Below are 24,776 nucleotides of genomic sequence, written 5' to 3'. Positions count from 1 at the left end.
GTGAAAGTGAAAAAGCGACACGAAAATGCAAAACTGAACGCGAAATCCGTCAATTTACACAAATAATGTGGGCATACTACCAAATCAGGTATATCTGGCAATTTATTGCGCAGAATCGGCATCATGTTTTAATTAGCGAGTATAGTCTTCACAGATAATTTTCCAATCCACTATATGAATTGAGGACAGGTTATGCAGGCTTTGATCTTAGAACAGCAGGACGGAAAAACCCTCGCATCCGTTCAACCCCTCGACGAAAATCAGCTACCTGAAGGCGATGTGACGGTGGATGTTCACTGGTCGAGCCTGAACTATAAAGATGCCCTCGCCATCACCGGCAAGGGTAAAATTATCCGCAATTTTCCGATGATTCCTGGTATCGATTTCGCCGGTACCGTACGCACAAGTGAAGATCCTCGTTTTCATGCAGGTCAGGAAGTCTTACTGACCGGATGGGGCGTGGGTGAGAATCATTGGGGTGGGCTGGCCGAACGCGCTCGTGTGAAAGGCGACTGGCTGGTTGCGCTGCCAAAAGGACTGGACGGTCGCAAAGCCATGGTCATTGGCACCGCCGGTTTTACCGCGATGCTGTGCGTCATGGCGCTTGAAGATGCCGGTATCCGCCCGGAAGACGGCGAAATCGTCGTCACCGGCGCCAGCGGTGGTGTAGGCAGTACTGCCGTTGCGCTACTGCACAAACTGGGTTACCAGGTTGCGGCAGTATCGGGCCGCGAAAGCACCCACGACTACCTGAAAAGCCTGGGAGCCAACCGCATTCTGGGTCGTGATGAGTTTGCTGAATCTCGTCCGCTGGAAAAACAACTGTGGGCGGGTGCCATTGATACCGTTGGCGACAAAGTGCTGGCAAAAGTACTGGCGCAGATGAACTATGGCGGTTGTGTTGCCGCCTGTGGTCTGGCTGGCGGTTTTGCGCTACCCACCACGGTGATGCCGTTTATTCTGCGCAACGTGCGTTTACAGGGCGTCGACTCCGTGATGACGCCTCCGGCTCGTCGTGCACAGGCCTGGCAACGTCTGGTTAACGACCTGCCAGAGTCGTTCTATACCCAGGCAGCGACAGAAATCACGCTTGCCGATGCACCGAAGTTTGCCGATGCCATCATCAATAACCAGGTGCAGGGCCGTACGCTGGTGAAGGTGCAATAAAACAATTCGCAGATACAAATTTACATTTAATTAACTAAATTTCTCTGCACATTGACGGACTCCCTGCCATAGTAACTACGCGCCAGTATGAGCCTTTGCGCGTATGTCGGGAGTCCGTTATGAAGAAAATACGTCCGTTCACTGAAGCCGATGTAACAGCCGAGTCGGCTTTTTTTATGCAGCGCCGCCAGGTGTTGAAAGCGCTGGGTATCAGCGCCGCCGCTTTGTCTTTGCCCTTTTCTGCCGAGGCCGATCTTCTGAGCTGGTTTAAAGGCAATGACCGTCCGCCCGCGCCTGCCGGTAAACCCCTTGATTTCACCAAGCCGACAGCCTGGCAAAATACGCTTCCTTTAACACCAGAAGATAAGGTTTCTGGCTATAACAACTTCTACGAGTTCGGCCTCGACAAAGCCGATCCTGCAGCCAATGCCGGCAGTCTGAAAACCGATCCCTGGACGCTGAAAATCAGCGGTGAAGTCGCTAAACCGTTGACGCTCGATCATGATGACTTAACCACCCGTTTCCCACTGGAAGAGCGTATATATCGGATGCGCTGTGTTGAAGCCTGGTCGATGGTCGTACCGTGGATTGGTTTTCCTTTACATAAACTGTTAGCGCTGGTTGAACCCACCAGCAATGCAAAATATGTCGCGTTCGAAACACGCTATGCTCCCGAAGAGATGCCGGGACAGAAAGATCGCTTTATTGGCGGTGGGTTAAAATATCCCTATGTTGAAGGGCTACGTCTGGATGAGGCCATGCATCCGCTCACGCTGCTTACCGTGGGCGTGTATGGCAAGGCACTTCCGCCACAAAATGGTGCCCCTATTCGCTTAACGGTGCCATGGAAATACGGGTTTAAAGGCATTAAGTCGATCGTCAGTATTAAACTGACGCGTGAACGCCCGCCAACCACCTGGAATATGGCTGCGTCCGATGAATACGGTTTTTATGCCAATGTGAATCCGCATGTCGATCATCCCCGCTGGTCACAAGCGACTGAACGCTTCATCGGCGCGGGCGGCATACTGGATGTACAGCGCCAGCCCACGTTGCTGTTTAACGGCTATGCAAAGGAAGTCGCTTCCCTGTACCGGGGTCTCGATCTGCGGGAGAATTTTTAAGTGCGCCTGACTGCAAAACAGATTACCTGGCTGAAAGTTTGCCTGCATCTTGCCGGACTTTTACCGTTTCTCTGGCTATTTTGGGCGGTAAATCATGGGGGACTGAGCGCCGATCCGGTCAAAGACATTCAGCACTTTACCGGTCGGACAGCTCTGAAATTCTTACTGGCTACCTTGCTGGTCGCGCCGTTGGCGCGCTACGCTAAACAGCCATTATTGATACGCACGCGTCGCCTGTTAGGGCTATGGTGTTTTGCCTGGGCGACATTACATTTAACCAGCTATGCGCTCCTGGAGCTGGGCATTAATAATCTGGCGTTGTTAGGACGGGAGTTAATCACGCGACCTTATTTGATGCTGGGCATTGTCAGTTGGGTCATCTTATTCGCCCTCACCTTAACCTCTACACAGGCAGCCCAGCGAAAACTGGGTAAATATTGGCAGTATCTGCACAACTTCGTCTATCTTGTGGCGATCCTGGCACCCATACATTATATGTGGTCGGTAAAAATTATCTCTCCACAACCGATTATTTATGCCGCACTTGCAGCGGTGCTGTTAGCCTACCGCTACAAGAAGTTTCGCCAGTGGTGGCGGTAGTTTCACGATATGTGCAGTACGTTGCAAAACACAGACGAACCCATGTTCTTTACATGCCAGCGGTTGATTATCTTCCCTGATAAGACCAGTATTTAGCTGCCAATTGCTACGAAATAGTTATAATGTGCGCCTTTGCTCTCCCCGGTAGCGTTTTTACAGCGCAGAAAGGGTGACAATCGCATATTGAAGGTATATTTTGTCTTTTACCCGAAAATGACAGAAGATAGCCGCACAATGACTAACAAGTCTGGCAATCTCATATAATGGCCGCAGCACGCAGTGCAACGCCTGAGATGCGTGGCATCTTGTCACTCACTGTTATAAAAATGCTATACAGACGGCGGTAAAACGCCTGTCACAATCTCACTAAACAAAGAGTACGGAACCCACTCATGGATATTCGTAAGATTAAAAAACTGATCGAGCTGGTTGAAGAATCAGGCATCTCCGAACTGGAAATTTCTGAAGGCGAAGAGTCTGTACGCATCAGCCGTGCAGCGCCAGCTGCAAGTTTTCCAATGATGCAACAGGCTTATGCTGCACCAGTGATGCAGCAGCCAGCTCTGTCTAACGCTGTTGCACAGACTGCTACTCCAAGTATGGAAGCGCCGGCAGCAGCGGAAATCAGTGGTCACATCGTACGCTCCCCAATGGTTGGTACGTTCTACCGCACCCCGAGCCCGGACGCGAAAGCGTTCATCGAAATCGGCCAGAAAGTCAATGCGGGCGATACCCTGTGCATCGTTGAAGCCATGAAAATGATGAACCAGATCGAAGCCGACAAATCCGGCGTAGTGAAAGCGATTCTGGTAGAAAGTGGTCAACCGGTAGAATTTGACGAGCCGCTGGTCGTCATCGAATAACGAGGCGAACATGTTGGATAAAATTGTCATCGCTAACCGCGGCGAGATCGCCTTGCGTATTCTTCGTGCCTGTAAAGAACTGGGCATCAAGACTGTCGCAGTGCACTCAAGCGCGGATCGCGATTTAAAACACGTATTGCTGGCGGATGAGACGGTCTGTATTGGCCCGGCTCCGTCCGTAAAAAGCTATCTGAACATCCCGGCAATCATTAGCGCCGCTGAAATCACCGGCGCGGTGGCAATTCACCCGGGTTATGGCTTCCTCTCTGAGAACGCCAACTTTGCTGAACAGGTAGAACGTTCCGGCTTTATCTTCATCGGCCCGAAAGCCGACACTATCCGCCTGATGGGCGACAAAGTGTCTGCGATCACCGCCATGAAGAAAGCTGGCGTACCGACCGTTCCAGGCTCTGACGGCCCGCTGGGCGATGACATGGACGCTAACCGCGCGCATGCTAAACGCATCGGCTATCCGGTTATCATCAAAGCCTCCGGCGGCGGCGGCGGTCGCGGTATGCGCGTCGTGCGCAGCGATGCCGAACTGGCACAATCCATCTCCATGACCAAAGCGGAAGCGAAAGCGGCTTTCAACAACGACATGGTCTACATGGAGAAGTACCTGGAAAACCCACGCCACATCGAAATTCAGGTGCTGGCAGACGGTCAGGGTAACGCGATTTATCTGGCTGAGCGTGACTGCTCCATGCAGCGTCGTCACCAGAAAGTCGTCGAAGAAGCACCAGCACCGGGCATTACCCCGGAACTGCGTCGCTACATCGGCGAGCGTTGCGCCAAAGCGTGCGTTGATATCGGCTATCGTGGGGCAGGTACTTTCGAGTTCCTGTTCGAAAACGGCGAGTTCTACTTCATTGAGATGAACACCCGTATTCAGGTTGAACACCCGGTAACTGAAATGATCACCGGCGTTGACCTGATCAAAGAGCAGCTGCGTATCGCTGCGGGACAACCGCTGTCCATCAAGCAGGACGAAGTTGTGGTTAAGGGCCATGCGGTGGAATGCCGTATCAACGCCGAAGACCCGAACACCTTCCTGCCAAGCCCGGGTAAAATCACGCGTTTCCACGCGCCGGGTGGATTTGGTGTGCGCTGGGAGTCTCATATTTACGCAGGCTACACTGTACCTCCGTACTATGACTCAATGATCGGTAAGCTGATTTGCTACGGCGAAAACCGCGACGTCGCTATCGCCCGCATGAAAAACGCATTGCAGGAACTGATCATCGATGGCATCAAAACCAACGTTGATCTGCAGATCCGCATCATGAATGACGAGCACTTCCAGCATGGTGGAACCAATATCCACTATCTGGAGAAAAAACTCGGACTTCAGGAAAAATAAGCGTGCGTTAATCGAAAAGGCCGGAAATTCCGGCCTTTTGTTTTTCTCCCCTCCCGTACGCGCCATAAGGTACAATCCCCGCTTTCTTTATCCACAAGGGACAAAAAATGGACGCTCGTTTTGTTCAGGCCCATAAAGAGGCGCGCTGGGCGCTGTGGCTGACCCTTTTATACCTTGCCGCATGGTTAGTGACTGCTTACTTACCAGATTCAACCCTCGGTTTTACCGGCTTACCGCACTGGTTCGAAATGGCCTGCCTGCTAACACCGTTGGTTTTCATCGTACTGTGCTGGGCGATGGTGAAGTTTATCTATCGCGACATTCCGTTGGAGGATGACGATGCAGCTTGAAGTTATTTTGCCGCTGGTCGCCTATCTGTTGGTGGTCTTCGGTCTCTCTGTTTACGCCATGAGAAAGCGCATGACCGGCACTTTCCTGAATGAATATTTCCTCGGCAGCCGCTCGATGGGCGGGGTCGTGTTAGCCATGACGCTAACAGCAACCTACATTAGCGCCAGCTCGTTTATTGGCGGCCCTGGCGCCGCTTATAAATACGGGTTGGGATGGGTATTACTGGCGATGATCCAGTTGCCTGCAGTTTGGCTCTCTTTGGGGATCCTCGGGAAGAAATTCGCCATTCTGGCGCGCCGTTACAACGCCGTAACCCTTAACGACATGCTGTTTGCCCGCTACCAGAGCCGTCTGCTGGTCTGGCTGGCAAGTCTTAGCCTGCTGGTCGCGTTTGTCGGAGCAATGACCGTACAGTTTATTGGCGGCGCACGTTTGCTGGAAACCGCCGCGGGCATTCCTTACGAAACCGGTCTGCTAATCTTTGGCGTCAGTATCGCCTTGTATACGGCGTTCGGTGGATTTCGCGCCAGCGTACTGAATGACACGATGCAGGGCATGGTGATGCTGATTGGTACTATCGTTCTGCTGGTCGGCGTCGTTCATGCCGCCGGTGGCCTTAGCAATGCAGTGGTAACCCTGCAAACCATCGACCCTAAACTGGTCTCGCCGCAGGGCGCGGATGACATTCTGTCCCCCACGTTTATGACCTCATTCTGGGTACTGGTGTGCTTTGGCGTCATTGGCCTGCCGCATACGGCGGTACGCTGTATCTCCTATAAAGACAGCAAAGCGGTGCACCGCGGAATTATCATCGGCACCATCGTAGTGGCGATCCTGATGTTTGGGATGCATCTGGCGGGTGCATTGGGACGTGCGGTGATCCCTGACCTGACGGTACCGGATCTGGTTATCCCAACCCTGATGGTCAAAGTGTTGCCACCGGTAGCTGCCGGTGTCTTCCTCGCAGCGCCCATGGCCGCGATCATGTCGACGATCAATGCCCAATTGCTGCAAAGCTCCGCTACGATCATTAAGGATCTGTACCTGAATCTTCGTCCGGAACAGTTGAAAAACGAAACCCGGCTGAAGCGCATGTCGGCCGTGATTACCCTGCTGCTCGGCGCGTTACTGCTGCTGGCTGCCTGGAAACCGCCAGAGATGATTATCTGGCTTAACCTGCTGGCATTTGGCGGGCTGGAAGCGGTCTTCCTGTGGCCGCTGGTGCTGGGCCTGTACTGGGAGCGCGCAAACGCGGCAGGCGCATTGAGCGCGATGATTGTCGGCGGCGTGTTGTATGCCGTACTCGCGACCTTTAACGTTCAGTACCTGGGCTTCCATCCGATCGTGCCCTCGTTGCTGATAAGCTTGCTGGCTTTCCTGATCGGCAACCGTTTCGGTTCCACCGTTCCGCAAGCCACCATATTGACTACTGATAAATAAAGAGTTTTGCCATGCCATGGATCCAACTAAAACTGAACACGACCGGTGCCAACGCTGAAGAGTTAAGCGATGCGTTGATGGAAGCGGGCTCCGTTTCCATCACTTTCCAGGATACGCATGATACGCCGGTGTTCGAGCCTCTGCCGGGCGAGACTCGCCTGTGGGGCGATACCGATGTTATCGGCTTGTTCGACGCAGAAACCGACATGAAAGAAGTCGTTGCCATTCTGGAGCAGCATCCGCTGCTGGGTGAAGGCTTCACGCATAAAATCGAACAGCTTGAAGATAAAGACTGGGAACGCGAATGGATGGATAACTTCCATCCGATGCGCTTTGGCGAACGCCTGTGGATTTGCCCGAGCTGGCGCGATGTCCCGGATGAGAACGCCGTCAACGTGATGCTGGACCCGGGTCTGGCGTTTGGTACCGGCACTCACCCCACCACCTCTCTGTGCCTGCAATGGCTGGATGGTCTCGATCTTAACGGCAAAACGGTTATCGACTTTGGCTGCGGCTCCGGCATTCTGGCCATTGCGGCACTGAAACTGGGCGCAGCGAAAGCCATCGGCGTGGATATCGATCCACAAGCGATTCAGGCCAGCCGTGATAACGCCCAGCGTAATGGCGTTTCTGAGCGTCTGGAGCTTTATCTGCCGAAAGACCAGCCAGAAGCGATGAAAGCCGACGTAGTGGTCGCCAACATCCTCGCGGGCCCATTACGTGAACTGGCGCCGTTAATCAGCGTACTGCCCGTTGAGGGAGGTTTACTGGGGCTTTCAGGCATTCTTGCCAGCCAGGCTGACAGTGTCTGCGAAGCCTATGCCGATCTCTTTACGCTCGATCCGGTTATCGAAAAAGAAGAGTGGTGTCGTATTACCGGTCAGAAAAAATAATCGTCACTCGTTACTATCGCTAGCCCCATAATCGCTTTCGTTTTCGCAAAATGATTTGCGGAAATGAGAGCGAGATCGCATTACAAAGTCACTATTTGTTCACAAAAACAGCTTTTTATCCTGATGTCCTGAGCCTGAGCGCAATAAAAAAAGAGAAGTTTTCGGAATTTATAAACAGATGATAAATCAGCGCAACTACGTATCATAATGATTATTAAAGCTTTTAATTTGAAACTGTGTACTTAGTCAGCAATTCATTGATCCACCTCAGTGGATTGGTCAAAGTTTGGCCTTTCATCTCATGCAAAAAATGCGTAATATACGCCGCCTTGCAGTCACAGTATGGTCATTTCTTAACTCATGCGCATCGGACAATACCAGCTCAGAAATCGCCTGATCGCAGCACCTATGGCTGGCATCACTGACAGACCATTCAGGACGCTGTGCTATGAGATGGGAGCAGGATTGACGGTATCCGAGATGATGTCTTCTAACCCGCAGGTTTGGGAAAGCGACAAATCTCGTTTACGTATGGTGCACGTTGATGAGCCAGGAATTCGCACGGTGCAAATTGCCGGTAGCGACCCTGTTGAGATGGCTGATGCCGCACGTATTAACGTGGAAAGCGGCGCCCAGATTATTGATATCAATATGGGGTGTCCGGCTAAAAAAGTGAATCGTAAGCTCGCAGGTTCAGCCCTCTTGCAGTACCCGGATTTAGTGAAATCGATACTAACCGAGGTCGTCAATGCAGTGGACGTTCCTGTCACACTCAAGATTCGCACCGGCTGGGCTCCGGAACACCGTAACTGCGTAGAGATTGCCCAACTGGCTGAAGACTGTGGCATTCAGGCTCTGACCATTCATGGACGCACCCGCGCCTGTTTGTTCAATGGAGATGCTGAGTACGACAGTATTCGGGCAGTTAAGCAGAAAGTTTCCATTCCGATTATCGCGAATGGCGACATTACTGACCCGCATAAAGCCAGAGCTGTACTCGACTATACGGGGGCGGATGCCCTGATGATAGGACGTGCAGCTCAGGGAAGACCCTGGATCTTTCGGGAAATCCAGCATTATCTGGACACTGGGGAGCTGCTGCCCCCGCTGCCTCTGGCAGAGGTGAAGCGCTTGCTTTGTGCGCATGTTCGGGAACTGCACGACTTTTATGGTCAGGCAAAAGGGTACCGAATTGCGCGTAAACACGTATCCTGGTATCTCCAGGAACACGCTCCGGATGACCAGTTTCGGCGCACATTCAACGCCATTGAAGATTCCAGCGAACAGCTGGCGGCGTTGGAGGCATACTTCGAAAATTTTGCGTAAACAGAAATAAAGAGCTGACAGAACTATGTTCGAACAACGCGTAAATTCTGACGTACTGACCGTTTCTACCGTTAACTCTCAGGATCAGGTAACTCAAAAACCCCTGCGTGACTCGGTTAAACAGGCACTGAAGAACTATTTTGCTCAATTGAATGGTCAGGATGTTAACGATCTCTATGAGCTGGTACTGGCTGAAGTAGAACAGCCCCTGTTGGACATGGTGATGCAATACACCCGCGGTAACCAGACCCGTGCTGCCCTGATGATGGGCATCAACCGTGGTACGCTGCGTAAAAAACTGAAAAAATACGGCATGAACTGATACTAATCAGTTAAATGTTTGTTTTAAAAGGCGCTACTCGGCATGGGGAAGCGCCTTTTTTATTGACGTCATACGGGAGGCTTTGGCGATGAACGCGAGATGTGAACCTGTCTATTTTGGCGATGAATCTAAAAAGATAATCCTGGGTGATGCGCTGACCGAACTGAAAAAGCTGCCGTCTGAAAGCGTCGAGCTCGTTTTTGCCGACCCACCTTATAATATCGGTAAAAACTTTGACGGGATGGTGGAATCCTGGGATGAAGAGAGCTTTTTGGCATGGCTGTTTGAATGCATTGACGAGTGTCATCGGATTCTCAAACCACACGGCACCATGTACATCATGAACAGTACGGAGAACATGCCGTACATCGACCTCAAATGCCGCCAGCTTTTTACCATCAAAAGCCGTATTGTGTGGGCCTATGATAGCTCAGGGGTACAGGCCAAAAAGTACTTTGGTTCGATGTATGAACCGATCCTGATGATGGTAAAAGATCAGAAAAACTATACGTTTAATCGCGATGATATTCTGGTGGAAGCCAAAACGGGCGCTCAACGCGCGCTGATAGACTACAGAAAGAACCCACCCCAGCCATACAATCAGAAAAAAGTGCCTGGCAATGTCTGGGAGTTTCCCCGCGTTCGCTATCTGATGGACGAATACGAAAACCACCCCACGCAGAAACCCAAAGCCCTGCTGGAGCGCATCATTCTGGCTTCCTCCAACCCAGATGACAAAGTGCTGGATCCGTTTGCCGGTAGCTTCACAACCGGTGCCACTGCCGTGGAATTAGGTCGCAAGTTTGTCGGGATTGAAATCAATGCCGAATACGTAAAAATGGGGCTCAGAAGATTGAGTATTGGTTCTCATTTTTCAGAGATTGAACTTGCAAAGGTGAAAAAGCGTAAGACCAAAAATCTGTCTAAAAAGAGTCGATTACCAGAAAAGAGCGGTGGAATTTCAGCAAAGTAAAAGCATTGTAAGTCTGCTTTTCAGCTTTTAGATTTCGTGTATATTCCCTGCACGCTTGGGCATGAATACACAGGATTTGGTAATGATTCGCAAGTATTGGTGGCTGGTTGTTTTTGCGGTTTTCGTTTTTCTTTTTGATGCGCTACTTATTCAGTGGATAGAGCTGATGACGACAGAGCACGACAAGTGTCGGAATATGAACTCGGTGAATCCCCTTAAGCTGGTCAACTGCGTCGATCTCGAATAGCGCCACCAACCCCGCTTCAGCAGCCGTCAGGCCTGGCGGCTAAAACTACCCTACCTGACTCTCACTCTGCGTTAATTGCCTTACGATACCATCTGGGCTTAACATTTTTAATACATTATCAACTAATACTGGCGCTTGTTTATAAAGATCATAACTCATTGGATTAATGAGCCAGTTTTTAACGATGCCACTAAAACTGCCATGAAGAATAATTATTATAATGTCTAAATCAAGACCGGTGGCGATAAGCCCGTCGTCCATACATTTCTGCAAGGCAATACGCATACCAAGATGGTTGATACCAATTTTTTCACGAATAGCCTGTTCCGATATCATATCATTATGGAATTCACATTTATGATATAAAATCTGCATTAATGCCTGCTGTCGAGGATTCTCAGCAATATATTGCAAACCCACAACTAATCTTTCTTGTAGCCGCTGTAATGGGTTATCTCCCCAACGGCCCACAAGCCGCTCTTGAATAAGATCGCGCAAGGGCGGCTGCTGTAACCAAAGCTCATTAAAAAGCTGCGTTTTATTTTCGAAATGCCAATAGAGCGCTCCCCGCGTAACATTGGCCGCATCCGCGATGTCGTTGAGCGTCGTATTACTCACACCACGCGCGGCGAACTGTACAATCGCTGTTTCAATCAGGAGCTGACGCGTTTTGAGGGCATCGGCTTTCGTTTTTCTGACCATAGTTTCGAATGCCTGAGGCAGAGTAGATAATGATTAACTTTCTTATTTAATATTTACTATACGGAATAAATGTACCACCGGGCAATTATTTAAACGAGTTCTAAACTATTTCATTGCGTGGATTACACACAAATAATCAAAACGAATAAAAAACATCAATCCATTCACCAATTATATAATCATTTCAATATGTATTTATACGCATCATAACATTGCGATTAACAACATAATAAATCAGTACTTGATTACTCTTTTTTGTTTTTATGTGCCGTGCATCGTCCCCGTAAATAAGTATTGCTTACATCGCAAGCTAATAATTTGTAGGATAGCCAACTATTATTTTTGTGCACGTTATCTCCCTTGCCTCACCCGGTAAATAACGAGCTTTCGGTTTTTTAAGGAATCGTAATGACGAAAAATGCCAGGTTCTCACTCCTGCCCTCATTCATCATCATCTCCGCTGCATTACTCGCCGGTTGTAACGATCAGGGGGATACACAAGCTCATCCTGCCGAGCCACAGGTTACTGTCCATGTCGTTGAGTCGGCCCCTTTAGCCGTGACGACTGAATTACCGGGACGAACAACCTCATTCCGTATTGCTGAAGTCCGTCCTCAGGTCAGCGGGATTGTACTTAAACGGAATTTCACCGAAGGGAGTGATGTTGAAGCAGGTCAATCGCTTTATCAGATCGATCCCGCAACCTACCAGGCAGACTATGACAGCGCCAAAGGTGAGCTGGCGAAGAGTGAAGCGGCTGCTGCAATTACGCATTTAACGGTAAAACGTTATGTTCCGCTGGTTGGCACTAAGTACATCAGCCAGCAAGAGTACGATCAGGCCATTGCTGATGCCCGCCAGGCCGATGCATCCGTAATAGCAGCAAAAGCCGCGGTCGAAAGCGCACGTATTAACCTGGCCTACACCAAAGTGACATCGCCCATTAGCGGACGGATCGGTAAATCTAACGTCACCGAAGGCGCATTAGTCACGAATGGTCAGGCAACAGAGTTAGCCACCGTTCAGCAACTTGATCCTATTTATGTCGATGTCACGCAGTCCAGCAACGACTTTATGCGCCTCAAGCAATCAGTTGAGCAAGGGAGCCTGCATAAAGACGATGCCAGCAGTACCGTCGAACTGGTGATGGAAAATGGCCAGTCGTACCCGCTGAAAGGCTCTTTGCAATTTTCTGACGTGACGGTTGATGAAAGCACCGGTTCGATCACCCTCAGGGCCGTATTCCCTAACCCGCAGCACACGCTGCTACCGGGCATGTTTGTGCGCACGCGCATTGATGAAGGCGTCCAGCCGAATGCCATTCTTGTTCCGCAACAGGGAGTAACGCGTACGCCTCGCGGCGATGCCACCGTGATGATCGTTAACGACAAGAGTCAGGTTGAGTCTCGCGCCGTCGTTGCCGCACAAGCCATTGGCGACAAGTGGCTCATCAGCAAAGGCCTGCAACCGGGAGACAAAGTTATCGTGAGCGGCTTACAGAAAGCACGCCCTGGCGTTCAGGTTAAAGCAACCGCCGATACCGAAACCCCAGCCACGAAAGCCCAATAAGGTAACCGGACATGGCTAACTTTTTTATCAGGCGTCCTATTTTTGCCTGGGTACTGGCCATCATTCTGATGATGGCGGGGGCTCTGGCAATCATGCAACTCCCTGTGGCACAGTACCCGACCATTGCTCCCCCTGCGGTTGCCATTACCGCCACCTATCCAGGTGCGGATGCGCAGACGGTACAGGACACTGTTACGCAGGTTATCGAACAGAATATGAACGGTATCGATAACCTGATGTATATGTCCTCCACCAGCGACTCCGCCGGGAGTGTGACCATCACGCTGACCTTCCAGTCTGGTACCGACCCCGATATCGCCCAGGTTCAGGTGCAAAACAAACTGCAGCTCGCCACGCCGTTACTGCCGCAGGAAGTCCAGCAGCAGGGGATCGGCGTTGAGAAATCCAGCAGCAGCTTTTTAATGGTCGCGGGGTTTGTTTCTGATAACCCGCAAACCACGCAGGATGACATTTCCGACTACGTCGCCTCAAACGTTAAAGACTCAATCAGCCGTCTTAATGGCGTGGGTGACGTGCAACTGTTTGGCGCGCAGTACGCTATGCGTATTTGGCTGGATGCGAACTTGTTGAACAAGTACCAGCTTACGCCGGTTGATGTGATCAATCAGTTGAAAGTCCAGAACGATCAAATTGCCGCGGGTCAGTTAGGGGGGACGCCTGCATTACCTAACCAGCAGCTTAACGCTTCTATCATTGCGCAAACGCGACTGAAAGATCCTGAAGAGTTCGGCAAAGTCACTTTACGTGTGAACAGCGATGGTTCGGTTGTTCACCTGAAGGATGTTGCGCGGATCGAGTTGGGTGGTGAGAACTACAACGTCGTGGCGCGTATTAACGGTAAGCCTGCATCTGGCCTCGGTATTAAGCTGGCAACCGGGGCAAACGCGCTGGATACCGCTAACGCCATCAAAGCCAAGCTGGTTGAGCTGCAACCGTTCTTCCCGCAGGGAATGAAGGTAGTCTATCCGTACGACACCACGCCGTTTGTGACCATCTCCATTCATGAAGTGGTGAAAACGCTGTTTGAGGCGATCGTACTGGTGTTCCTGGTCATGTATTTGTTCCTGCAGAACATCCGGGCAACACTCATTCCAACTATCGCGGTACCCGTCGTGTTGTTGGGTACATTTGCCGTACTTGCCGCGTTTGGCTACTCGATAAACACCCTGACGATGTTCGGGATGGTGCTCGCCATCGGTCTATTGGTCGATGATGCGATAGTGGTGGTGGAAAACGTCGAACGTGTGATGATGGAAGATAATCTGCCGCCTAAAGAGGCGACGGAAAAATCTATGTCACAAATTCAGGGAGCGCTGGTCGGTATCGCCATGGTGCTGTCTGCGGTCTTTATCCCGATGGCCTTCTTTGGTGGGTCGACAGGTGCTATCTACCGGCAGTTCTCCATCACCATTGTTTCCGCCATGGCGCTTTCTGTACTGGTCGCACTGATCCTGACTCCCGCACTTTGCGCAACGCTGCTGAAGCCGTTATCAGCCGAGCATCACGAGAAAAAAAGCGGTTTCTTTGGCTGGTTTAATGCCAAATTTGATCACAGCGTCAATCACTACACCAATAGCGTCAGCGGTATTGTGCGTAAAACCGGGCGTTACCTGGTTGTCTACCTGATCATCGTGATCGGCATGGCGGTGCTGTTTATGCGTCTGCCGACCTCCTTCCTGCCGGAAGAAGATCAGGGCGTATTTATGACCATGATCCAGCTCCCGGCGGGGGCAACACAAGAGCGCACCCAGAAAGTGCTGGATCAGGTCACCCAGTATTATCTGAACAATGAGAAAGCTAACGTCGCAAGCGTCTTCACGGTTAACGGCTTTAGCTTCAGCGGTCAGGGGCAAAACTCCGGTCTGGCGTTCGTCAGCCTCAAGCCCTGGAATGAGCGTAGCGGAGAGGAAAACAGCGCCGAAGCGGTCATTGCGCGCGCCACTCGCGCCTTCAGCCAGATCCGCGATGGACTGGTCTTCCCCTTCAACATGCCGGCTATTGTTGAGCTGGGTACCGCAACCGGCTTCGACTTCGAGCTGATCGATCAGGGTGGTCTGGGACATACGGCGTTAACGCAAGCACGTAACCAACTGCTGGGTATGGTGGCTAAACACCCAGATTTGTTAGTCCGCGTGCGTCCGAACGGCCTGGAAGATACTCCCCAGTTCAAACTGGACGTCGATCAGGAGAAAGCGCAAGCGCTGGGCATTTCGCTGTCGGACATTAACGAGACGATCTCTGCATCGTTGGGCGGCTATTACGTCAATGACTTTATTGACCGCGGCCGGGTGAAGAAAGTGTACGTTCAGGCGGATGCTAAATTCCGCATGCTGCCAACGGACATCAGTAATCTGTATATCCGCAGTGCCAATGGTGAGATGGTTCCGTTCTCTGCGTTCAGCGCATCGCATTGGATCTATGGTTCACCCCGCCTGGAGCGTTACAACGGTATGCCATCCATGGAAATACTGGGGGAAGCCGCGCCGGGTCGAAGTACCGGTGAAGCGATGGCGCTGATGGAAAGCCTGGCGGAAAAACTGCCAAACGGCATTGGTCATGACTGGACGGGTATGTCCTATCAGGAACGACTGTCAGGTAACCAGGCGCCTGCGCTGTATGCCATCTCGCTAATCGTTGTCTTCCTTTGCCTTGCTGCATTATATGAAAGCTGGTCGATTCCCTTCTCGGTTATGCTGGTTGTACCGCTCGGTGTGGTTGGTGCGTTGTTAGCTGCATCGCTGCGTGGGATGAATAACGACGTCTACTTCCAGGTGGGTCTGCTAACCACTATTGGACTCTCGGCTAAAAACGCCATCCTGATCGTTGAGTTTGCCAAAGACCTGATGGATAAAGAGGGCAAAGGGTTGATCGAAGCCACTCTGGAGGCATCGCGCATGCGTCTTCGCCCTATTCTGATGACATCCCTGGCATTTATTCTGGGGGTTATGCCACTGGTTATCAGCCACGGTGCGGGTAGCGGGGCGCAAAACGCTGTCGGCACAGGCGTAATGGGGGGAATGCTGACCGCAACATTGTTGGCTATCTTCTTTGTCCCCGTCTTCTTTGTTGTCGTCAGACGGCGTTTTAGTCGGCACAATGATTAATTTGTAAAATAAAGGCGTCTTCGGACGCCTTTTTCACCGATGATGCCCCTCTTTATTTATTAATAAGATAGCCATTTATTTCTTTTTAATCCTTCCTGGATGCTCGCTCGCCGCCTTTCTTTTTATCCATTATTTTTACAATCCACATGAATTGAGATTATTCCTCATGTCAGTCTTTTTTTAAGCGGTGGTAAAATAATTGCCGGGTTCGCAGATGGCTTAGCGTTTGTCTTTGCTCAATTAGCGAAACGCTTATTTTTGAGGTAACACCATGAAAAGATTAATATCCGTTGCATTGCTAACCGCATTTCTGGCCGGCTGCGCACACGATTCTCCTTGCGTACCTGTATACGACGATCAGGGGCGCCTGGTTCATACCAATACCTGTATGAAAGGCACCACTCAGGATAACTGGGAAACTGCCGGTGCCATCGCCGGTGGCGCAGCAGCCGTTGCCGGGCTGACGCTTGGGATAGTCGCCCTGACCAAATAAATCTTCTTAAAAGCGCGGTGATTACCGCGCTTTTTGCAATAAAATTTAAATTTTCATATAAGACAAAAAGTTGGAATATAGCACTCAACGTATAATAAAATTATTATAGATTTCTCTCACATATCCACGATTTGAAATTAGCATTTTTTCTGATCTTCGTAACACCACATTTTCTTTCCATTACTCTCACGCTATCAATATTAACGTCCGAAATCGTTATCATGCGTCCTGTCTGATTTTTAAATTTTTTGCGCCAAAATGTGGCTTACGTTTCAATTTTGCACCACTTCAGGGCGCTGCATTTATTTTTTCCTGTCTACACTCTGCATATTGCGTCGAATAATCGTGCGCAAAAACCTGGCACTACCTTTGCTTAGAAGAGTATGGCCATAGCCACAGACAGGAAAAAGACGTTTTCAGAACGTTTCCATAACAATAATTCCTCCACACAGGATGCTCTATGAAAAAGATGATAATAGCCAGCCTGGCTACGGCCGGCGTGCTGCTTGCGGTTGCAAATCAGGCACATGCCGGCGCAACTCTCGATGCCGTAAAGAAAAAGGGGTTTGTGCAGTGTGGTATCAGTGATGGCCTGCCTGGTTTTTCTTACGCTGATGCAAGCGGTAAATTCTCTGGTATTGATGTCGATGTATGTCGTGGCGTTGCCGCTGCCGTATTTGGTGATGACAGCAAAGTAAAATATACCCCACTCACCGCCAAAGAACGCTTTACCGCACTACAATCTGGCGAAGTCGACATGCTCTCTCGTAATACCACATGGACCTCCTCTCGTGATGCAGGAATGGGAATGTCTTTCACTGGCGTAACGTATTACGACGGCATTGGTTTTCTTACCCACAATAAAGCGGGCCTGAAGAGCGCTAAAGAACTGGATGGCGCAACGGTTTGTATTCAGGCAGGAACAGATACTGAACTGAATGTGGCCGACTACTTTAAAGCCAATAACATGAAGTATACCCCTGTCACCTTTGATCGTTCTGATGAGTCCGCTAAAGCGCTGGAATCAGGGCGCTGCGATACGCTTGCTTCCGACCAGTCTCAGTTGTACGCCCTGCGGATCAAACTGAGCAACCCCGCAGAATGGATTGTACTGCCAGAAGTTATTTCTAAAGAACCACTGGGGCCAGTCGTGCGTCGTGGTGACGATGAGTGGTTCTCGATTGTTCGCTGGACGTTGTTCGCTATGCTGAACGCCGAAGAGATGGGTGTTAACTCAAAAAATGTTGACGAAAAAGCGGCAAATCCTGCAACACCGGATATGGCGCACCTGTTAGGTAAAGAGGGGGACTATGGCAAGGATCTGAAACTTGATAACAAATGGGCTTACAACATTATCAAGCAGGTAGGTAACTACTCGGAGATCTTTGAACGTAACGTTGGATCGGAAAGCCCGTTGAAGATCAAGCGTGGACAGAACAACCTCTGGAATAACGGCGGCATTCAATATGCGCCACCAGTGCGCTAATGCGTAGTGATGTAATGGGCGCCGCTTCCGCGGCGCTCAGTCCAGAGTCATAGTTACCGAGGTTTTCTTATGTCCCATCGCCGCTCAACCGTAAAAGGATCGTTATCCTTTTCTAACCCTGCGGTCCGCGCCTGGTTATTTCAAATACTCGCTGTGATTGCGGTCGTTAGCATTGCGGTCTATCTCATCCATAACACCATTAATAACCTGAGCAGTCGCGGTATTACCTCGGGATTTTCTTTTCTCGAACGCAGTGCCGGATTTGGTATCGTCCAGCATCTGATTGATTACGAGCAAGGCGATACATATGGCCGCGTCTTTATCGTCGGTCTGCTTAATACACTGTTAGTCTCCGCATTGTGCATTGTTTTCGCATCATTTCTCGGCTTTTTTCTCGGACTGGCACGGCTGTCGGATAACTGGTTACTACGAAAGCTCTCTACGATCTACATCGAAACGTTCCGCAATATCCCGCCATTGCTGCAGATCTTCTTTTGGTATTTTGCCGTATTACGGAATTTGCCCGGACCGCGGCAGGCTGTTAGTGCCCTGGATCTGGTCTTTCTGAGCAATCGTGGGCTCTACATTCCGGCACCACAGATGGGAGAAGGTCTGATTACCTTCTGTGCCGCAATCGTGCTTGCCGTCATCATCACCATTGGGTTATTCCGCTTCAACAAAATGCACCAGACCAAAACAGGCCAGTTACGCCGAACATGGCCAACAGCCCTGGTGCTAGTCATGTTTCTACCGATGATTTCACATTGGATTTTCGGTGCGGCGCTGCACTGGGATATCCCTGAACTGCGCGGGTTTAACTTCCGGGGCGGTATGGTGCTTATTCCCGAACTGGCTGCCCTGACGCTGGCGCTTTCGGTGTATACCTCAGCGTTTATTGCAGAAATTATTCGGGCAGGAATTCAGGCTGTTCCTTATGGGCAACATGAAGCCGCACGTTCGCTGGGCCTGCCAAATCCGGTAACGTTGCGCCAGGTGATCATCCCGCAAGCGCTGCGCGTCATCATTCCCCCATTAACCAGCCAGTATCTGAACATCGTCAAAAACTCCTCACTTGCGGCCGCCATTGGCTACCCGGATATGGTGTCATTGTTTGCCGGTACTGTGCTCAATCAAACAGGACAGGCCATCGAAACTATTGCCATCACCATGTCGGTGTACCTGATCATCAGCCTGAGCATTTCTCTGCTGATGAATATTTATAACCGCCGTATTGCACTGATTGAGCGCTAAGGAGCCATGATGACAAAAGCACTGCTGTCTCACCCCGCGCGCCAGAGCAGCAACCCGGCTAGCCGCAGTCTACTCTGGGTGCGTAAAAACCTGTTCTCCAGCTGGTCAAATAGTCTGCTCACGCTGTTATGCGTATGGCTGATTTGGTCATTTCTTCCGCCACTGCTGAACTGGGCATTCCTGCAGGCCAACTGGGTCGGTTCGACCCGAGCAGACTGTACCAAAGCCGGAGCCTGCTGGGTGTTCATTCATGAACGCTTTGGGCAATTCATGTATGGACTTTATCCCCACGATCAGCGCTGGCGCGTCAATCTGGCCCTGATTATTGGTCTGCTTTCCATCATCCCGATGTTCTTGAAAATCATCCCTCACCGTGGCCGCTATATCGCCATCTGGGCAGTAGTGTATCCCCTTACAGTCTGGTGGCTAATGTACGGTGGTTTTTTCGGGCTTGAGCGCGTAGAAACCCGCCAGTGGGGTGGATTAACACTGACGCTTATCATCGCATCCGTGGGTATTGCAGGTGCGCTTCCGTGGGGCATTTTACTGGCGTTAGGCCGCCGTTCTCATATGCCGATCGTGCGTGTTTTATCGGTCATTTTCATTGAATTCTGGCGTGGAGTACCGCTTATAACCGTCCTGTTTATGTCCTCAGTCATGCTCCCGCTATTTATGTCGGAGGGTACAACTATCGACAAACTTATTCGGGCACTGGTTGGTGTCATTCTTTTCCAGTCAGCCTATGTTGCTGAAGTGGTACGCGGAGGATTACAGGCCTTACCAAAAGGTCAATATGAAGCGGCTGAATCACTGGCGCTCGGGTACTGGAAAACGCAGGGGTTGGTTATTCTTCCCCAGGCGCTGAAGCTGGTCATTCCAGGCCTGGTCAATACCATCATCGCGCTATTCAAGGATACCAGCCTGGTCATTATCATCGGCCTGTTTGATCTCTTTAGCAGCGTCCAGCAAGCAACTGTCGACCCGGCCTGGCTGGGAATGTCGACAGAAGGATATGTTTTCGCTGCACTGATTTACTGGGTTTTCTGTTTCAGCATGTCGCGCTATAGCCAGCATCTGGAAAAACGTTTTAACACCGGGCGTACACCGCACTGAGGAATTTATGAGCCAAATAGTAATGCCGTCCACTGACGCGATGATTACGCTGGAAAACGTCAACAAATGGTATGGGCAGTTTCATGTCCTGAAAAATATCAACCTGCAGGTAAAACAGGGAGAGCGTATCGTATTGTGCGGGCCTTCTGGTTCCGGAAAATCGACGACTATCCGCTGTATTAACCATCTGGAAGAACATCAGCAAGGGCGTATTGTCGTGGATGGAATCGAGCTCAACGAAGATATCCGCAATATCGAACGTGTCAGACAGGAAGTTGGCATGGTCTTTCAGCACTTTAATCTCTTTCCCCATTTGACGGTCCTGCAGAACTGCACGCTGGCACCTGTCTGGGTGCAAAAGATGCCGAAAAAAGAGGCGGAAGCTCTGGCAATGCACTACCTTGAGCGAGTTCGCATTGCTGAACATGCGCATAAATATCCCGGGCAAATCTCTGGTGGGCAGCAACAGCGCGTGGCCATTGCACGCTCGCTGTGCATGAAACCCAAAATCATGTTGTTTGATGAACCCACATCAGCGTTAGATCCTGAAATGGTAAAAGAAGTACTGGATACCATGATAGGTCTGGCGCAATCGGGCATGACCATGCTGTGTGTTACCCATGAAATGGGCTTTGCCCGCACGGTGGCTGACCGGGTGATCTTTATGGATCTTGGTGAGATTGTTGAACAGGCGCCGCCAGATGAGTTTTTTGCGCATCCAAAATCTGAACGTACACGCGCCTTTTTGTCGCAGGTTATTCATTAAATACATCGGCTGGCTACAGTTCCGGATTTTGTTCCGCGTATAAACGCAAAAAGGCCATCCTGACGGATGGCCTTTTCACTTATTTGATGTCTGGCAGTTCCCTACTCTCGCATGGGGAGACCCCACACTACCATCGGCGCTACGGCGTTTCACTTCTGAGTTCGGCATGGGGTCAGGTGGGACCACCGCGCTACAGCCGCCAGACAAATTCTTTTCTAAGTGCCGAACTTTAACCGAAAAACTGGTGCTGATACCCAGAGTCGAACTGGGGACCTCACCCTTACCAAGGGTGCGCTCTACCAACTGAGCCATATCAGCACACTAAATTTGATGCCTGGCAGTTCCCTACTCTCGCATGGGGAGACCCCACACTACCATCGGCGCTACGGCGTTTCACTTCTGAGTTCGGCATGGGGTCAGGTGGGACCACCGCGCTACAGCCGCCAGGCAAATTCTGTTTATCAACACGCCCTGGCATGTCGATGTCATCTGTAATCAGGCTGAAAATCGTCTCAATTCCGCCAAAACATCTTCGGCGTTGTAAGGTTAAGCCTCACGGTTCATTAGTATCGGTTAGCTCAATGTATCGCTACACTTACACACCCGACCTATCAACGTCGTCGTCTTCAACGTTCCTTCAGGAGACTTAAAGTCTCAGGGAGAACTCATCTCGGGGCAAGTTTCGTGCTTAGATGCTTTCAGCACTTATCTCTTCCGCATTTAGCTACCGGGCAATGCCATTGGCATGACAACCCGAACACCAGTGATGCGTCCACTCCGGTCCTCTCGTACTAGGAGCAGCCCCCCTCAATTCTCCAGCGCCCACGGCAGATAGGGACCGAACTGTCTCACGACGTTCTAAACCCAGCTCGCGTACCACTTTAAATGGCGAACAGCCATACCCTTGGGACCTACTTCAGCCCCAGGATGTGATGAGCCGACATCGAGGTGCCAAACACCGCCGTCGATATGAACTCTTGGGCGGTATCAGCCTGTTATCCCCGGAGTACCTTTTATCCGTTGAGCGATGGCCCTTCCATTCAGAACCACCGGATCACTAAGACCTGCTTTCGCACCTGCTCGAGCCGTCACTCTCGCAGTCAAGCTAGCTTATGCCTTTGCACTAACCTCCTGATGTCCGACCAGGATTAGCTAACCTTCGTGCTCCTCCGTTACTCTTTAGGAGGAGACCGCCCCAGTCAAACTACCCACCAGACACTGTCCGCAACCCGGATTACGGGCCCACGTTAGAACACCAGCCATTAAAGGGTGGTATTTCAAGGTTGGCTCCATGCAGACTGGCGTCCACACTTCAAAGCCTCCCACCTATCCTACACATCAAGGACCAGTGTTCAGTGTCAAGCTATAGTAAAGGTTCACGGGGTCTTTCCGTCTTGCCGCGGGTACACTGCATCTTCACAGCGAGTTCAATTTCACTGAGTCTCGGGTGGAGACAGCCTGGCCATCATTACGCCATTCGTGCAGGTCGGAACTTACCCGACAAGGAATTTCGCTACCTTAGGACCGTTATAGTTACGGCCGCCGTTTACCGGGGCTTCGATCAAGAGCTTCTCCTTACGGATAACCCCATCAATTAACCTTCCGGCACCGGGCAGGCGTCACACCGTATACGTCCACTTTCGTGTTTGCACAGTGCTGTGTTTTTAATAAACAGTTGCAGCCAGCTGGTATCTTCGACTGATTTCAGCTCCATGAGTAAATCACTTCACCTACATATCAGCGTGCCTTCTCCCGAAGTTACGGCACCATTTTGCCTAGTTCCTTCACCCGAGTTCTCTCAAGCGCCTTGGTATTCTCTACCTGACCACCTGTGTCGGTTTGGGGTACGATTTCGTGTTACCTGATGCTTAGAGGCTTTTCCTGGAAGCAGGGCATTTGTTACTTCAGCACCGTAGTGCCTCGTCATCACACCTCAGCGTTAATAAGGTACCGGATTTACCTGGAACCTCCGCCTACATGCTTAAACCGGGACAACCGTCGCCCGGCTAACATAGCCTTCTCCGTCCCCCCTTCGCAGTAACACCAAGTACAGGAATATTAACCTGTTTCCCATCGACTACGCCTTTCGGCCTCGCCTTAGGGGTCGACTCACCCTGCCCCGATTAACGTTGGACAGGAACCCTTGGTCTTCCGGCGTGCGGGTTTTTCACCCGCATTATCGTTACTTATGTCAGCATTCGCACTTCTGATACCTCCAGCATGCCTCACGACACACCTTCAACGGCTTACAGAACGCTCCCCTACCCAACAACACATAGTGTCGCTGCCGCAGCTTCGGTGCACAGTTTAGCCCCGTTACATCTTCCGCGCAGGCCGACTCGACCAGTGAGCTATTACGCTTTCTTTAAATGATGGCTGCTTCTAAGCCAACATCCTGGCTGTCTGTGCCTTCCCACATCGTTTCCCACTTAACTGTGACTTTGGGACCTTAGCTGGCGGTCTGGGTTGTTTCCCTCTTCACGACGGACGTTAGCACCCGCCGTGTGTCTCCCGTGATAACATTCTTCGGTATTCGCAGTTTGCATCGGGTTGGTAAGTCGGGATGACCCCCTAGCCGAAACAGTGCTCTACCCCCGAAGATGAATTCACGAGGCGCTACCTAAATAGCTTTCGGGGAGAACCAGCTATCTCCCGGTTTGATTGGCCTTTCACCCCCAGCCACAAGTCATCCGCTAATTTTTCAACATTAGTCGGTTCGGTCCTCCAGTTAGTGTTACCCAACCTTCAACCTGCCCATGGCTAGATCACCGGGTTTCGGGTCTATACCCTGCAACTTAACGCCCAGTTAAGACTCGGTTTCCCTTCGGCTCCCCTATGCGGTTAACCTTGCTACAGAATATAAGTCGCTGACCCATTATACAAAAGGTACGCAGTCACCCCATTAAGAGGCTCCCACTGCTTGTACGTACACGGTTTCAGGTTCTTTTTCACTCCCCTCGCCGGGGTTCTTTTCGCCTTTCCCTCACGGTACTGGTTCACTATCGGTCAGTCAGGAGTATTTAGCCTTGGAGGATGGTCCCCCCATATTCAGACAGGATACCACGTGTCCCGCCCTACTCTTCGAGTTCACAGCCTGTGCATTTTGGTGTACGGGACTATCACCCTGTACCGTCGGACTTTCCAGACCGTTCCACTAACACACAAGCTGATTCAGACTCTGGGCTGCTCCCCGTTCGCTCGCCGCTACTGGGGGAATCTCGGTTGATTTCTTTTCCTCGGGGTACTTAGATGTTTCAGTTCCCCCGGTTCGCTTCATTACGCTATGTATTCACGTAATGATAGTGTGACGAATCACACTGGGTTTCCCCATTCGGAAATCGCCGGTTATAACGGTTCATATCACCTTACCGACGCTTATCGCAGATTAGCACGTCCTTCATCGCCTCTGACTGCCAGGGCATCCACCGTGTACGCTTAGTCGCTTAACCTCACAACCCGAAGATGTTTCACTTCTGATTGTGAAAATTTGAGAGACTCGAACACACCGCTTTTCATTTCTTATTACGGAGAAATGAAACAGTGTGTCGTTTCAATTTTCAGCTTGATCCAGATTTTTAAAGAGCAAAACTTCGCAGTGAACCTTT

Annotated in this window: 20 protein-coding genes, 1 tRNA gene and 3 rRNA genes; 19 read left to right on the top strand and 5 right to left on the bottom strand. The window is 50.8% G+C overall.

All coding sequences use genetic code 11. The annotated features are described in order from the left end of the window. The first annotated feature begins 192 nt into the window (after positions 1-192). The 12 genes from acuI to I6L54_RS03565 all read left to right on the top strand — a co-directional run bounded on the left by acuI (position 193) and on the right by I6L54_RS03565 (position 10,666). On the top strand, positions 193-1,167 hold the full coding sequence (acuI, locus tag I6L54_RS03620) for an acrylyl-CoA reductase (NADPH) (RefSeq protein ID WP_005121374.1): 975 nt from the start codon (positions 193-195) through the stop codon (positions 1,165-1,167). A 119-nt stretch (positions 1,168-1,286) separates the two neighbouring features. Further along, positions 1,287-2,291, top strand: coding sequence for a protein-methionine-sulfoxide reductase catalytic subunit MsrP (gene msrP, locus I6L54_RS03615; RefSeq protein ID WP_005121375.1), 1,005 nt, complete (start codon positions 1,287-1,289; stop codon positions 2,289-2,291). Continuing rightward, positions 2,292-2,891, top strand: a complete 600-nt coding sequence (msrQ, locus tag I6L54_RS03610) for a protein-methionine-sulfoxide reductase heme-binding subunit MsrQ (protein WP_040234173.1) — start codon at positions 2,292-2,294, stop codon at positions 2,889-2,891. A gap of 392 nt (positions 2,892-3,283) precedes the next feature. Then, on the top strand, positions 3,284-3,754 hold the full coding sequence (accB, locus tag I6L54_RS03605; protein ID WP_005121378.1) for an acetyl-CoA carboxylase biotin carboxyl carrier protein: 471 nt from the start codon (positions 3,284-3,286) through the stop codon (positions 3,752-3,754). Positions 3,755-3,764: 10 nt separating this feature from the next. Beyond that, positions 3,765-5,114 (top strand): acetyl-CoA carboxylase biotin carboxylase subunit, encoded by a 1,350-nt coding sequence (accC, locus tag I6L54_RS03600; protein ID WP_003828838.1) that lies wholly within the window; start codon positions 3,765-3,767, stop codon positions 5,112-5,114. Positions 5,115-5,221: 107 nt separating this feature from the next. Then, positions 5,222-5,464: a YhdT family protein gene (locus I6L54_RS03595; protein WP_005121379.1), complete on the top strand. Its 243-nt coding sequence runs from the start codon at positions 5,222-5,224 to the stop codon at positions 5,462-5,464. Next, positions 5,454-6,905 (top strand): sodium/pantothenate symporter, encoded by a 1,452-nt coding sequence (gene panF, locus I6L54_RS03590; protein WP_005121380.1) that lies wholly within the window; start codon positions 5,454-5,456, stop codon positions 6,903-6,905. The genes I6L54_RS03595 and panF overlap by 11 nt, the downstream gene beginning before the upstream one ends. Before the next feature lie 11 nt (positions 6,906-6,916). Next, positions 6,917-7,798 carry a 50S ribosomal protein L11 methyltransferase gene (gene prmA, locus I6L54_RS03585; protein ID WP_005121381.1) on the top strand — a complete coding sequence of 294 codons (882 nt, stop codon included), beginning with the start codon at positions 6,917-6,919 and terminating at the stop codon, positions 7,796-7,798. Between the two features lie 360 nt (positions 7,799-8,158). Next, positions 8,159-9,124 carry a tRNA dihydrouridine synthase DusB gene (gene dusB, locus I6L54_RS03580; protein ID WP_003025224.1) on the top strand — a complete coding sequence of 322 codons (966 nt, stop codon included), beginning with the start codon at positions 8,159-8,161 and terminating at the stop codon, positions 9,122-9,124. Between the two features lie 25 nt (positions 9,125-9,149). Continuing rightward, positions 9,150-9,446, top strand: coding sequence for a DNA-binding transcriptional regulator Fis (fis, locus tag I6L54_RS03575; RefSeq protein ID WP_000462905.1), 297 nt, complete (start codon positions 9,150-9,152; stop codon positions 9,444-9,446). An 88-nt stretch (positions 9,447-9,534) separates the two neighbouring features. Next, complete coding sequence (gene yhdJ / locus I6L54_RS03570; RefSeq protein ID WP_005121383.1) at positions 9,535-10,419, top strand: adenine-specific DNA-methyltransferase; 885 nt, start codon at positions 9,535-9,537, stop codon at positions 10,417-10,419. Between the two features lie 82 nt (positions 10,420-10,501). Then, a complete protein-coding gene (locus tag I6L54_RS03565; protein WP_003025279.1) occupies positions 10,502-10,666 on the top strand; it encodes a DUF2556 family protein in 165 nt (54 codons plus the stop codon). A gap of 45 nt (positions 10,667-10,711) precedes the next feature. Here the strand turns inward: I6L54_RS03565 and envR are convergent, their stop codons facing one another. After that, complete coding sequence (gene envR / locus I6L54_RS03560; RefSeq protein ID WP_040234175.1) at positions 10,712-11,368, bottom strand: acrEF/envCD operon transcriptional regulator; 657 nt, start codon at positions 11,366-11,368, stop codon at positions 10,712-10,714. A gap of 408 nt (positions 11,369-11,776) precedes the next feature. On the opposite strand from envR, the gene I6L54_RS03555 reads away from it, so the two are divergent. The 7 genes from I6L54_RS03555 (at position 11,777) to I6L54_RS03525 (ending at position 21,171) form a co-directional block, all read left to right on the top strand. Continuing rightward, positions 11,777-12,937 carry an efflux RND transporter periplasmic adaptor subunit gene (locus I6L54_RS03555; protein WP_040234176.1) on the top strand — a complete coding sequence of 387 codons (1,161 nt, stop codon included), beginning with the start codon at positions 11,777-11,779 and terminating at the stop codon, positions 12,935-12,937. 11 nt (positions 12,938-12,948) lie between these two features. Next, positions 12,949-16,062, top strand: coding sequence for an efflux RND transporter permease subunit (locus I6L54_RS03550; protein WP_040234177.1), 3,114 nt, complete (start codon positions 12,949-12,951; stop codon positions 16,060-16,062). A 271-nt stretch (positions 16,063-16,333) separates the two neighbouring features. Then, entirely contained in the window at positions 16,334-16,555 is a 222-nt protein-coding gene (locus I6L54_RS03545) for a lipoprotein (protein WP_003025292.1), read from the top strand. Between the two features lie 460 nt (positions 16,556-17,015). Then, positions 17,016-18,041: an amino acid ABC transporter substrate-binding protein gene (locus I6L54_RS03540; RefSeq protein ID WP_005121390.1), complete on the top strand. Its 1,026-nt coding sequence runs from the start codon at positions 17,016-17,018 to the stop codon at positions 18,039-18,041. 69 nt (positions 18,042-18,110) lie between these two features. Beyond that, entirely contained in the window at positions 18,111-19,292 is a 1,182-nt protein-coding gene (locus tag I6L54_RS03535) for an amino acid ABC transporter permease (protein ID WP_040234178.1), read from the top strand. Positions 19,293-19,301: 9 nt separating this feature from the next. Beyond that, a complete protein-coding gene (locus I6L54_RS03530; protein WP_005121392.1) occupies positions 19,302-20,405 on the top strand; it encodes an amino acid ABC transporter permease in 1,104 nt (367 codons plus the stop codon). Positions 20,406-20,412: 7 nt separating this feature from the next. Then, positions 20,413-21,171, top strand: a complete 759-nt coding sequence (locus tag I6L54_RS03525; protein WP_040234179.1) for an amino acid ABC transporter ATP-binding protein — start codon at positions 20,413-20,415, stop codon at positions 21,169-21,171. Between the two features lie 88 nt (positions 21,172-21,259). Here the strand turns inward: I6L54_RS03525 and rrf (I6L54_RS03520) are convergent. The 4 genes from rrf (I6L54_RS03520) to I6L54_RS03505 all read right to left on the bottom strand — a co-directional run bounded on the left by rrf (I6L54_RS03520) (position 21,260) and on the right by I6L54_RS03505 (position 24,620). Beyond that, positions 21,260-21,375, bottom strand: a 5S ribosomal RNA gene (gene rrf / locus I6L54_RS03520). Between the two features lie 38 nt (positions 21,376-21,413). Further along, positions 21,414-21,489 (bottom strand) — tRNA-Thr (locus tag I6L54_RS03515). Positions 21,490-21,503: 14 nt separating this feature from the next. Further along, positions 21,504-21,619 (bottom strand): 5S ribosomal RNA (gene rrf / locus I6L54_RS03510). A 94-nt stretch (positions 21,620-21,713) separates the two neighbouring features. Then, positions 21,714-24,620 (bottom strand): 23S ribosomal RNA (locus I6L54_RS03505). Positions 24,621-24,776 lie beyond the last annotated feature (156 nt).

Source organism: Citrobacter pasteurii, assembly GCF_019047765.1.
Taxonomy (GTDB): domain Bacteria; phylum Pseudomonadota; class Gammaproteobacteria; order Enterobacterales; family Enterobacteriaceae; genus Citrobacter; species Citrobacter pasteurii.
The sequence above is the reverse complement of the archived record's forward strand: the minus strand, read 5'-3'. Positions and strand labels throughout refer to the sequence as shown.